Origin of the sequence: Paraburkholderia kirstenboschensis, from assembly GCF_904848585.1 — a bacterium.
GTDB lineage: Bacteria > Pseudomonadota > Gammaproteobacteria > Burkholderiales > Burkholderiaceae > Paraburkholderia > Paraburkholderia kirstenboschensis.
Genome location: NZ_CAJHCR010000028.1, coordinates 22,046 through 33,797, shown reverse-complemented (window position 1 = coordinate 33,797; position 11,752 = coordinate 22,046). Strand labels below are relative to the sequence as shown.

Sequence of the window (11,752 nt, the reverse complement as noted above, 5' to 3'; positions counted from 1 at the left end):
GAATTCTGGACAAAAACCGGACGGCTGCGTGCCGCCCCTGTCGCTAGCTGTCGGCTGGTGCGAGCATCGGCGCTCCAGCATCGCCGAGTGTCTTGTCCGGGCGAAATTCGCTGGGCGGCACGCCGAGTTCGCGGCGGAACATGTCGCTGAAACTGCTGGGCAGGTAGCCGAGGGCTCGCGCGACCGAACTCACCGGCTGGTCTTCCGCCAGCCTGGATACGGCAATCGCCAGTTGCACCTGGCGGCGCCATTCGGCGAATCCGAGACCCAACTCCCGCGTGAACAGGCGCGAAAGGGTCCGCACGCTAGCGCCCACGGAGGCCGCGTGCTGTTCGAAGCTGACGTCGACGGAAGGATTGTCTATAACGGCCCGGCACAACGTGCCGAGGCGGCGATCGGACTCGTCTGGCAGCGGAATTCTCAGCGAGTAGCGCGACGCATGGCCCAGTTCTAGTGCTGCAAGATGATAGGCCGCTTTCAGGTACGCCTCGTCGCGCTCGCGCTCGCGCTCGCGTTCAGCGATAGTCGTAATGAGCGCTCTCAACAGGCTGTTGATTTCGAAAACGTCGGTATGTTTGCTCAGGTGCTGAACGTTCTGTCCGTGCAGGTAAAGGTTGCGCATTTCGACCGCGCTCATCATGTGTATCGAATGCACGGTTCCAGGCGGCAGCCAGACCGCTCGCTGAGGTGGAACGATCAGTGCCTCGCGGCCGACTTCGACCCACATGACACCTGAGATGGCGTAGAGCACCTGAGCCCAGTCGTGAGCATGCGGGTCGATACCCAGGCCGCGCGGGTAGTGCCTTACCAGAGAGCGGCCCCGGCCGTGCTCGCCGTCAAGTTCGGGAAGTTCGGGAGGGGCAGCTTTGGGCATGGCGGATTGCCTTTGCAGAGCAGGTGAAAATTGGATGGCTATGAGGACAGCGACGGTCCCGCGTCGAATTGAGCGAGTGGACATTAACATTGCGAGTTGGCGGGACTGCCTCGAGCTCGGGCCACGCGTAACTCCTGCAGTGAAGAAAGCCGAAGATGATTGCCTGCCTGAACCAAGAACTCTATCGTCCGATAGTTATCTTACCTGCCTTGGCACTTGTTCAACTCATGGTGGAACTGGAGTTCAACATAGGGGCAGGTTGCGTTAGTCCTTTTTACACAGGGACTGATGCATGCATAGTTCTCGCAGGCCCAGCCAAGCGGACGGTTGCGGCTCATCAGCAGCAATCGAAGTCGAGCGTCTGCTCTTTTAATTCTGACTGCTGCCGCGGTACTTCCAGACCTGAACGGTTCTGGCGCGTTGCGCGACTTGCGCTGCGCGATGACGTTGGCCGCAAGTGTTGACGCTCATACAATCTTGCGCCGCTGTGCCTGCGGGACAAATGCTGTGGCAAGACCTCTTGGCGGTTCACCAACCGCTTGGGCAGCGTGAGCGCGAGCGCGCCCACTGCAAGCACCTTACGATGAATCTGCGCAACCCGGCCCGGCATCGTGTGCGGTGCCACACATACCGGCCTGCCCCACGAGACATGCTCAGCTTTGATGATAGGCTACTGGCATCATGGATGGGGGGCCCGATACCGTGCGGCTAACGCGGTCGATATGCGTCGTCACGTTGAGGACCGGGTGCCTGTCGATGACATTTCTGCGTGCCGCTGCGATGTCATGACCGTCGACGATGGATAGCCGGTCGTCGACCTCAAGGTGCACATCAACGACGATCACGTCACCCATCTTTCGGGTCCGCAGATCGTGGAAGCCGACCATGCCTGGTGTATCGCGCAGCGTTTGGCGGGCCGTGACTCTTATGACTAGCAACGACTCAGACTTTTCGTCCAGTTCCTTTTTTTTGAGCGTAAATCATAGTGCCAGTCTCTACCGGGACAAAAGGTGCCTGAAAGCGGTCGATCAAAAAATCAATGAAAGCTCGGGCGCGTGCCGTCTGATTTCGCTGACTCGGGTAGTAGACAAACAGGTCGGCGGAAGGCAACGGAGTATCGGGTAACACCAGCTCTAACCGGCCGCTCTGGACATATTTTGCCAGATCCCATTCGGAACGAATCAATATCCCATGCCCGTCGAGCGCCCACCGCAGCACGATATCACCGTCGTTGCTTGAAAGCGCGCCTTTGACTTTCAGCGCTTCAAGGTGATCGTCCTGTATGTACCTCCAGACACCGTAGGCATCGTCGTTCTGGCGATGGATGATGCAACGGTGCTTAAGCAGATCCTCTACGCGTTGCGGCTTCCCCAAACGCTCCAGGTACTTTGGAGAGGCGCAAAGGAAGCGTCGGTTGCTCATGATGCGCCGGGCGCTAAGGCGGCTGTCGGCAAGTTCGCCAAACCGGATCGCCATATCGAAGGCATCCGCGACCAGATCGATGGGCCGGTCGGTCACTTCAAACTGGATCTCTACCTTGGGAAAACGCTTCGCGAAGTCAGACACTAGCGGCGCGATGGTCGTGCGGCCGAAACCGAGCGTCGCGTTGATGCGCAGAAGACCGTGAGGATCAGATCGTGCCCCGGAAATCTCATCTTGCATCTGTCGGACTTGCCCGACGATTTGCGTCGCATAGCGCAGATAAGTCTCACCTTCCGGCGTCAGGCTAACGTTCCGGGTTGTCCTGTTGACCAGCCGAACGCCGAGCCTCTGTTCAATCAGCCCGAGGCGTTTGGTCGCCGCCGGTGGAGTCAGATTGAGCGCGCGGGCCGCACCGGACATGCTTCTGAGTCTGGCAAGGAGAATAAAAAAATCGAAATCGGACGCAATGTCGGTTGCCACTTTCTTTATTTACCTGCGGTAAAAAATGAAATGAATCACAGCGAAGTATAACGCCACCTTTCGCGACTAAGCTACGCTCCATTGCAAACCGACGCACGCATTATGTTCCCCAAAACTCTGGAGACACCGTCATGAGAATCGTTGAAATCCGCGAAAAGACCCTTCCGATCAGCTCGCCGATCCGGAACGCCTACATTGACTTCAGCAAGATGACGCTAAGTCTCGTCGCCGTGGTGACGGATGTCATCCGGGACGGCAAGCCGGTGGTGGGTTACGGCTTCAATTCCAACGGCCGCTACGGCCAAGGCAAGCTGATGCGCGAGCGCTTCATTCCGCGCATCCTCGAAGCCGATCCTGCCAGCTTGGTTAACGACGCTGGCGACAACCTCGATCCGCACAAGATCTGGGCGACCATGTTCACGAACGAAAAGCCGGGCGGCCATGGGGAGCGCTCGGTCGCAATCGGCACGATCGATATGGCGGTCTGGGATGCCGTCGCGAAGATCGAAGGCAAGCCCCTGTTCCAGCTCCTCGCTGATCGCTATGGCAATGGCCAGCCGAATCGCCAGATATTCGTGTACGCGGCGGGCGGTTACTACTATCCCGGCCAGGATCACGAGAAGCTGAAAGACGAAATGCGCAGCTACATCGACCGCGGTTATACGGTTGTGAAGAAGAAGATCGGTGGCGCTTCGCTCGACGAAGATCTACGCCGCATCGACTCGATCCTCAGCGTGCTGGGCGACGGTCAGAAACTCGCCGTCGATGCCAACGGCCGTTTCGATCTCGACACGGCGATTCAGTACGCGAAGGCGCTGTCGCAATATGACCTGTTCTGGTACGAAGAGCCGGGCGACCCGCTCGACTACGAATTGCAGGCAACGCTGCGCAACTACTACGACAAGCCGATGGCGACTGGCGAAGACCTGTTTTCGATGCAGGACGCCCGTAACCTGATCCGTTACGGCGGCATGCGTCCAGACCGCGACTGGTTGCAGTTCGACTGTGCGCTGAGCTATGGCCTCGTCGAGTATCTGCGCACGCTCGACATGCTGCATCAGCACGGCTGGTCGCCGAGCCGCTGCATTCCGCACGGTGGACACCAGATGTCGTTGAACATCGCGGCCGGCCTTGGCTTGGGTGGCAACGAATCCTATCCGGATCTGTTCCAGCCTTATGGGGGCTTCCCCGACGGCGTGAAGGTGGAAAACGGCTTTATCACCATGCCCGATCTGCCCGGCATCGGGTTCGAAGGAAAAGCCGACCTTTTCGCCGAGATGCAAAAGCTGTCTGCATAAGCTGCCACGCGGCAAAACGCGCCGACGAAAGCCGTCGGCGTAGCGTTCAAGAATTCGACAAAAAGAGAAAGCAGGCGAGATAGGGTCGTGCTTACCGCAGCGGTAGATCACCCTGCGATGCTCGACCTGATTTTCATGAAAAGTGCCACATAGATAGGAGACAGTCATGCGGGTTTCAAAGATCAGAAAAGCTCTTTCCAGACTCTATGTACAGGTTCTGATTGGCATTATTGCCGGCGTCCTGGTCGGCCATTTCTACCCTGACGTCGGTTCCCAACTCAAGCCACTCGGCGACCTGTTCATCAAACTGATCCGGATGCTGCTTGCCCCGATCATCTTCGCATCCGTTGTCGTCGGTATTGCCCGCATGAACGACCTTCATGAGGCGGGCCGGGTCGGCGTCAAAGCGGTCATTTACTTCGAAGTTGCATCGACGATTGCGCTTGCGGTTGGCCTTGTCGTCGTGAACGTCGTCAAGCCGGGCAGCGGGATGAACATCGACCCCGCGCATATCGATAGCTCGGCGATCGCGACATACACGCACGCGGCGCAGCAGCACGGGATGCTTGAGTTCTTCATGAGCATCGTTCCGAACAGCATTGTCGGTGCATTCGCAAACGGCGATATCCTGCCGATCATCTTCTTTTCGCTTCTGCTCGCCATCGCGCTTGCCAAGCTCGGTCCCCGCACCGCGCCATTCGTCGACATGCTCGACATGTTTCTCCAGGGCATGTTTGGCGTGGTGCGAATCGTGATGTATGTCGCGCCTGTGGGTGCCTTTGGTGGCATGGCATTCACCATCGCGAAGTATGGGATCGGCACGCTGGCGTCGTTTGGCCAGCTGATGCTGTGCCTTTACCTCACCTCGATTTTCTTCGTTGTCGTCGTGCTTGGCCTCGTCATGCGCATGAGTGGGTTGTCGTTGTGGAAGTATCTCCGCTATATCAAGGACGAGATTTTCATTACTGCCGGCACAGCCTCGACTGAAGCGGTCCTCCCGCAAATGCTCATCAAGATGGAGAAGCTCGGGTGCTCACGTCCTGTAGTCGGGATGGTGTTGCCAACGGGCTATACGTTCAATGCTGATGGGACTGCAATCTATCTGACCATGGCCTCGCTGTTCGTTGCGCAAGCGATGAATATCCACCTGACGATCTGGGATCAGCTGTTGCTGCTCGGCGTGCTGTTGCTGACGTCGAAAGGGTCGGCCGGGGTGGCCGGAGCCGGATTCGTCGCGCTGGCTGCGACGCTGGCTTCGATGCACAAAATCCCCGTGTCTGGACTGGTGCTGCTGCTCGGCGTTGATCGGTTCCTCAATGAGGCGCGCGCGGTCACCAACCTGATCGGCAACGGGGTCGGGACCATTGTGGTAGCTCGATGGGAGGGCGCGCTTGATATTAACAAGGCGCGCGCGATGCTCGAACGTACTGATACGAGCATCGACGCGCTGGAGTCGACCGAAGAGGCGCCTATAAATGACGCGCTTGCCGGAGACGCGATTGTCCGGCCCCACACTCATTGAGTCACCCTGTCAACAATTCCTGAGCACTGCAGCCATGACCAAGCAATCTGATACGACGAGCTTGCGCCAAGCCGCACTCGATTACCACGAATTCCCGACCCCCGGGAAGATCGCGATCGCCCCCACCAAGCAGATGATCAACCAGCGCGACCTCGCGCTGGCGTACTCGCCGGGTGTCGCGTTCGCGTGTGAAGAGATCGTCGAGAACCCGCTGAATGCCGCGCGCTTCACGGCGCGCAGCAACCTGGTCGGCGTCGTGACGAACGGCACGGCGGTGCTCGGCCTCGGCAATATCGGCCCGCTCGCATCGAAGCCGGTCATGGAAGGCAAGGCGGTGCTGTTCAAGAAGTTCGCCGGCATCGACGTGTTCGATATCGAGTTGAACGAGTCAGACCCGCACAAGCTTGTCGACGTGATCGCGGCGCTCGAGCCGACTTTCGGCGGCATTAATCTCGAAGACATCAAGGCGCCGGACTGCTTCATCGTCGAGCGCGAATGTCGCAAGCGCATGAAGATTCCGGTCTTCCACGACGACCAGCACGGCACGGCAATCGTCGTCGCGGCAGCGATCACGAACGGTTTGAAGGTGGTCGGCAAGGACATCAAGGACGTCAAGCTGGTTTCCTCCGGCGCGGGCGCGGCGGCGCTGGCCTGTCTGGATCTGCTGGTCGATATCGGGCTGCCGCTCGAAAACATCACCGTCACCGATCTGGCCGGCGTGGTCTATAAGGGCCGCGTCGAACTGATGGACCCGGACAAGGAACGCTTCGCGCGTGAAACCGAGGCCCGCACGCTCGCGGAGGCGATTGGCGGCGCGGACGTTTTCCTGGGCCTGTCGGCAGGCGGCGTGCTCAAGCAGGACATGGTCAAGCAGATGGCGGACAAGCCACTGATTCTGGCGCTCGCTAACCCGACGCCGGAAATCCTGCCGGAACTGGCGCTGGAAGTGCGTCCGGACGCCGTGCTGTGCACGGGCCGCACCGACTACCCCAACCAGGTGAACAACGTGCTGGTGTTCCCGTTTCTGTTCCGCGGCGCGCTGGACGCCGGCGCGACCACAGTCACGCGGGAAATGGAAATCGCGGCGGTCAATGCCATCGCCGAACTGGCGCGCCAGGAACAGAGCGACATCGTCGCGACGGCTTACGGCATTCAGGACCTCTCGTTCGGTCCGGAATATCTGATTCCGAAGCCGTTCGACCCGCGTCTGATCGTCAAGGTCGCGCCCGCCGTGGCGAAGGCCGCGATGGATTCGGGCGTCGCCGAGCGTCCGATCGAGGACATGGACGCGTACGAACAGCATCTGCAGCAGTTCGTGTATCACAGCGGCACGACGATGAAGCCGATCTTCCAGCTGGCGCGCGGCGTCGAGCCGGAGAAAAAGCGCATTGTGTTCGCGGAAGGCGAAGAAGAGCGCGTGTTGCGAGCCATGCAGATCATCGTCGACGAAAAGCTGGCCAAGCCGATCCTGATTGGCCGTCCGGCCGTGATCGAGCAGCGCATTGCGCGCTACGGTCTGCGTCTGGTCGCGGGTCAGGACTACACGGTCGTCAATACGGACCACGACGAGCGCTATCGCGACTTCTGGCAGGAATATTACAAGATGATGTCCCGCAAAGGCATCACGCAGCAGATGGCCAAGCTCGAAATGCGCCGCCGCACCACACTGATCGGCGCAATGCTGGTCAAAAAGGGCGAGGCGGACGGCATGATCTGCGGCACGATCAGCACGACGCACCGTCACCTGCACTTCATCGACCAGGTGATCGGCAAGCGCGAAGGCTGCGCCGTCTATGCCGCGATGAACGCGCTGGTGCTGCCGAATCGCCAGATTTTCCTGGTCGATACGCACGTGAATCTGGACCCGACGCCGGAGCAGCTGGCCGAGATCACGATCATGGCCGCCGAGGAAGTGCGCCGTTTCGGTATCGAGCCGAAGGTCGCGCTGGTGTCGCACTCGAACTTCGGTTCGAGCAATGCACCGACCGCGCAGAAAATGCGCGATACGCTTGCCATCCTGCGCGAACGCGCGCCGGAGTTGCAGGTTGACGGCGAAATGCACGGCGACGTCGCGCTCGACGCCAATCTGCGCCGCGAAGTGCTGCCCGACTCGACGCTCGAAGGCGATGCAAACCTGCTGGTGCTGCCGAACATCGACGCGGCCAACATCTCGTACAACCTGCTGAAGACGGCGGCGGGCAACAACATCGCCATCGGCCCGATGCTGCTGGGCGCGGCGCAGCCCGTGCACGTACTGACGGCTTCTGCGACGGTTCGACGCATCGTCAACATGACAGCGCTGCTGGTGGCGGACGCCAGCGCGACGATGAGACATGGTTCGCGCCAGATGGAGGGATACCCAAGTTTCGAACGGTACAGTCAAGTTACTGCAGTTCGGTGCCGACAAAAATAACAGATTCCTTCGCCTCAAGGACATCAGCATGAGACTCACCATTAAGTTCCGTCTGCTTGCCACTTTGACGCTACTCGGGCTGTTGCTAGCGGTGAGCGGTGCACTGGGCATCACTGGTATGCATGGGTCAAACAATGCGGTTGCTCAGGCATACATGAGCGACGTGGCAGCTGCTACCTCGCTCGGCAAGTCAACCCTCAACCTGACTGTCGTGCGTACCACGCTGGACCGTGTTTTGTTGCATCCGGAAGCATCGGACACGGCTGCGTTGGTCGACAAGGCACTCAACTATCTTGCAATTTCCGACGCAGCTTGGAAACAATACCGGTCACTGCCCGCATCCGCGGCTGAGGCGGTTCTGTCAAAGGCCGTGGCCGACGCCCGCGAAGCTATGCTGCATGGTGCGCTCGAACCAATGATGGATGCGATGCACCATGGCGACCACGAGCAGGCTGACCACATCGCTATGGTGGACATGCCACCGCTCGCTGCAACGCTCACGCAAACGACGGCAGCTCTCGACAAATTTCGCACCGAACAGGGCGGCATGCGCTATAAAGCCGCGCAGGACCGCTACGACACGCTATTTACCTTTACGGCCATAGCGATCGCGGTTGGATTGCTAGCCTGCATCACGTGCGGCTTCTCACTGCTTCGCGCAATCGCGCGTCCGATCGAGCTGACAGTGCAGCACGTTGAACGAATCTCGCGGGGTGACATGTCGCGGCAGTTGCATTTCGAGACGGACGACGAAATGGGCCGTCTCGTGAAAAGCGTGGGACAGATGCAAAGCAGCGTCGCGTCGATGATTGAGCAAATCGCGCGCGGGAGCGAGTCGATCGCCGCCGCGACGCAGCAGATTTCCGCCGGTAATGCAGACCTGTCGGCGCGTACGGAAGCGCAGGCAGCGTCCATCGAAGAAACGGCGGCGAGCATGGAAGAACTTACCAGCGCTGTCACGCAGAATGCTGCGCACGCCCGCGAAGCTCGCGAGCTGGCTGAAGCGACGAACGCCACCGCCAGCGCCGGCGCAGAAGTGGTGAATCAGGTCATTGCCGCGATGAGAGACATTCACGACGGCGCAAAAAGGATGAACGAAATTATCGGTGTCATCGAGGGCATTGCCTTCCAGACCAACATCCTTGCCTTGAATGCCGCTGTCGAGGCAGCGCGCGCCGGAGAGGAAGGTCGTGGGTTCGCCGTGGTCGCCGGCGAGGTACGTACGCTCGCACAGCGCTCAGCGAGCGCGGCGAAAGAAATCAAAGCGCTAATCGATGCGTCGGCCGGTCGGGTCGACGACGGCTCGCGCCTCGTCGGACAGGCCGGTGCGACCATGGGCGAAGTCCAATCAGCTGTGAGCCGCGTCGTGTCGATCATGAATGAGATCGCGACGGCTTCTGCCGAACAGAGCGATGGCATCGAGGAAGTCAATCGCGCGGTTTCACAAATGGATGAAATGTCACAACAGAACGCCGCTCTAGTAGAGGAGGCGGCCGCCGCCGCCGCATCGCTGACGGAGCAAACCGATCGACTGAAGGCCGCGGCTGGGCGTTTCCACCTTGCGAATATGTCCTCAGCGGGCAGGCCGCCCGCCATGCGCGGCGGCTCGGCCAGAAATTGAACACGGCGAGAGGCATTCGCGAGCACAGCGCACGTCTGGACAGCACCGTACTCGGCAATGACGTGATGTCGATGGAAGTATTCGGACCGGACGGGGACCGGGCGATCGAACACAACGCGAACGAGACGTTCTCTGGGCCGATCGGCAACTCAATAGCCTCGTGCCGCCGTTGACCCATGTGCCGGCCACAGCGCGGATCACTGAGGCCGACATCGCCGAATGGACCGACCACAATGGCGCGGCGATCCGCGGCGTTCTGACCGATGTCCGGTTGCGCCATGGAGAAGTGGCCAGCGTGCTGGTCGCACGCAACATGAGCGACACTGGCTGTTGCTGGACCGTTACCGCGACAAGCTACACGCGGCCGGCGTGGTCGGCATGCTGCTCGCGATTTTATTGAGCTGCGTGCTGATCCGCGCGGCGCTAAGACCATTGCGCGACATTGCGGCGAGCGCCGACCTCGTGACGGTCAATCGGCTGAACACACGGATTGTGGCAACACGCGTACCGAGCGAACTTGAGGCGCTGGTGACGGCATTGAATGCCATGCTCGACCGCGTGGATCTGGGCTTTCAAAGACTGTCGCGGTTTAGCGCGGACCTCGCCCACGATATGCGCACGCCGCTCAACAACATGCGTGGCGCCGCCGAAGTGGCGCTCGTCAGGCCGCGCTCGGTAGAAGAATACGAAACGCTGCTCGCCTCGAATGTAGAAGAGTGCGACCCTGTCGCGCATGATTGAGAACGTGCTGTTTCTGGCTCGCGCGGAACATCCGCAATTCATCAAGCACATGCGCGAGTTCGATGCGGGACAGGAGTTGAATCACATCGCCGAATATCTCGAGGGCGTCGCCGAGGAAGCCGATGTCACGATACGCGTCAACGGCACGGCCGTGCTTACGGCGGACCTCGAACTGTTCAGGCGTGCCGTCAGCTATCTGCTCGCCAACGCGATTCGCTACACGCCGCGCGGCGGCGAGATTGTGCTGGGGAATCATCGCGAACACGACGGCTTCCGCGAGCGGCACGAACAGATAGCGCGCGACCCCCGAGAGCAGAAACATCGCACGAACAAGATATAGATCGACAGTGCCGACTCGAAGGTCGGCACGGCGATTTGTCCCGAGCCGTTCAGGATAGCGTCATGCAGCGGCTCTCCGTTCCAGATGGTGCGGTGATGTTCTCGATCGCGACGGTGGAGTCGTCCACGAGAATACCCACGGGCAGTGCGAGGCCGCCGAGCGTCATGATGTCGATGGACGCCCGTTCAGCGATTGCGACTCGATGTTCGATCTCGTCAACGCCGAAGGCGGTGCGCGTTCGTAGTTGGACGCGATGCGATTGGCCATGTCCTGTGCGGAAAAGCCGTTGTACGTCTAGACGATGCTGCCCACGTGAATGTTGATCTTCTGGAACATGTTCGTCGGCGTCCGCAATATCGAGAGCGGACCGGCGATAAAGATCTGGCGTACGACAACCGGTAACGGCGTGGCCGCCACACTCCTCGCTTTATAAGTCTGTTATCTGGCTGGCGGGGCGGGAGAGGGGCGAAGGCGGGTGCGCCCGGAATGGGCAGATGACAAAAACGTAATGCGTGGGTCAGTGCAGCGACATGTGAAATGACAAGAATGGGAAGCGTGGTTCAAACCACTCACTTCTTTCCCACTTCCCGAGAAACCTTATGAAACTGCTTGCTGCCGTCGCCGTTGCCGCCTTCAGCCTGCCGTTCGGCGCCAGCGCTTTTGCTCAATCCAGCCCGTCGGGACTGACGCATGCCGACGTCATCGCTCAACTGAAGCAGGCGCAGGCCGAAGGACTCGTGCCGACGCGTGACAATGACTATCCGCCGTCTGCTGCCACGATTGCACGCAACCGCGAAACCTACGCGATCCAGCACGGCACGGATGGCGCGCGCGCAGTGGCCACACGCGGCATGCCCGCCTCGCATCCCACCGGGGCGTCTGAATGATGCTGTGCCGACGCAGCCCGCCGTATCGTCGCAGCGAGTGCGGCTGCGCGTCTGCTGAAGGTTTTTTCAGCCTGGATCGCTACTATCGCTATGCGGACACGTTGCCGCCGGCTCGCCGGGATCAGGACGCAAGGCGCTGTGGTACCAGCGCGGC

General features: G+C 60.1%; 7 protein-coding genes and 3 pseudogenes. 6 read left to right on the top strand and 4 right to left on the bottom strand.

What is annotated here, in order from left to right; all coding sequences use genetic code 11:
- Positions 1-43 precede the first annotated feature (43 nt).
- The 3 genes from JMY24_RS35675 to JMY24_RS35665 all read right to left on the bottom strand — a co-directional run bounded on the left by JMY24_RS35675 (position 44) and on the right by JMY24_RS35665 (position 2,716).
- Entirely contained in the window at positions 44-874 is an 831-nt protein-coding gene (locus JMY24_RS35675; protein ID WP_128596843.1) for an AraC family transcriptional regulator, read from the bottom strand.
- Between the two features lie 653 nt (positions 875-1,527).
- Positions 1,528-1,812: a cation transporter dimerization domain-containing protein gene (locus JMY24_RS35670; protein WP_328809330.1), complete on the bottom strand. Its 285-nt coding sequence runs from the start codon at positions 1,810-1,812 to the stop codon at positions 1,528-1,530.
- A 4-nt stretch (positions 1,813-1,816) separates the two neighbouring features.
- On the bottom strand, positions 1,817-2,716 hold the full coding sequence (locus JMY24_RS35665; protein WP_236597705.1) for a LysR family transcriptional regulator: 900 nt from the start codon (positions 2,714-2,716) through the stop codon (positions 1,817-1,819).
- 191 nt (positions 2,717-2,907) lie between these two features.
- Here JMY24_RS35665 and JMY24_RS35660 point away from each other — a divergent pair, with 191 nt between their 5' ends.
- From JMY24_RS35660 to JMY24_RS39785, 5 genes and pseudogenes are all read left to right on the top strand, one after another.
- The gene (locus JMY24_RS35660) at positions 2,908-4,074 is read left to right on the top strand and encodes a mandelate racemase/muconate lactonizing enzyme family protein (RefSeq protein ID WP_201703880.1); all 1,167 of its coding nucleotides are present in this window, start codon (positions 2,908-2,910) and stop codon (positions 4,072-4,074) included.
- A gap of 166 nt (positions 4,075-4,240) precedes the next feature.
- A complete protein-coding gene (gene dctA / locus JMY24_RS35655) occupies positions 4,241-5,596 on the top strand; it encodes a C4-dicarboxylate transporter DctA (RefSeq protein ID WP_128596841.1) in 1,356 nt (451 codons plus the stop codon).
- A gap of 34 nt (positions 5,597-5,630) precedes the next feature.
- Positions 5,631-7,919, top strand: a pseudogene (locus tag JMY24_RS35650) (NADP-dependent malic enzyme); the annotation flags it as partial.
- 118 nt (positions 7,920-8,037) lie between these two features.
- On the top strand, positions 8,038-9,630 hold the full coding sequence (locus JMY24_RS35645) for a methyl-accepting chemotaxis protein (protein WP_128595293.1): 1,593 nt from the start codon (positions 8,038-8,040) through the stop codon (positions 9,628-9,630).
- Positions 9,594-10,648, top strand: a pseudogene (locus JMY24_RS39785) (histidine kinase dimerization/phospho-acceptor domain-containing protein); the annotation flags it as partial. The gene JMY24_RS35645 and the pseudogene JMY24_RS39785, both read left to right, overlap by 37 nt.
- Here JMY24_RS39785 and JMY24_RS38895 read toward each other — a convergent pair.
- Positions 10,613-10,889: pseudogene (locus JMY24_RS38895) on the bottom strand (efflux RND transporter permease subunit); the annotation flags it as partial. The pseudogenes JMY24_RS39785 and JMY24_RS38895 sit on opposite strands and share 36 nt — an antisense overlap.
- A 421-nt stretch (positions 10,890-11,310) precedes the next feature.
- Here JMY24_RS38895 and JMY24_RS35635 point away from each other — a divergent pair.
- On the top strand, positions 11,311-11,598 hold the full coding sequence (locus tag JMY24_RS35635) for a DUF4148 domain-containing protein (RefSeq protein WP_128595292.1): 288 nt from the start codon (positions 11,311-11,313) through the stop codon (positions 11,596-11,598).
- Positions 11,599-11,752 lie beyond the last annotated feature (154 nt).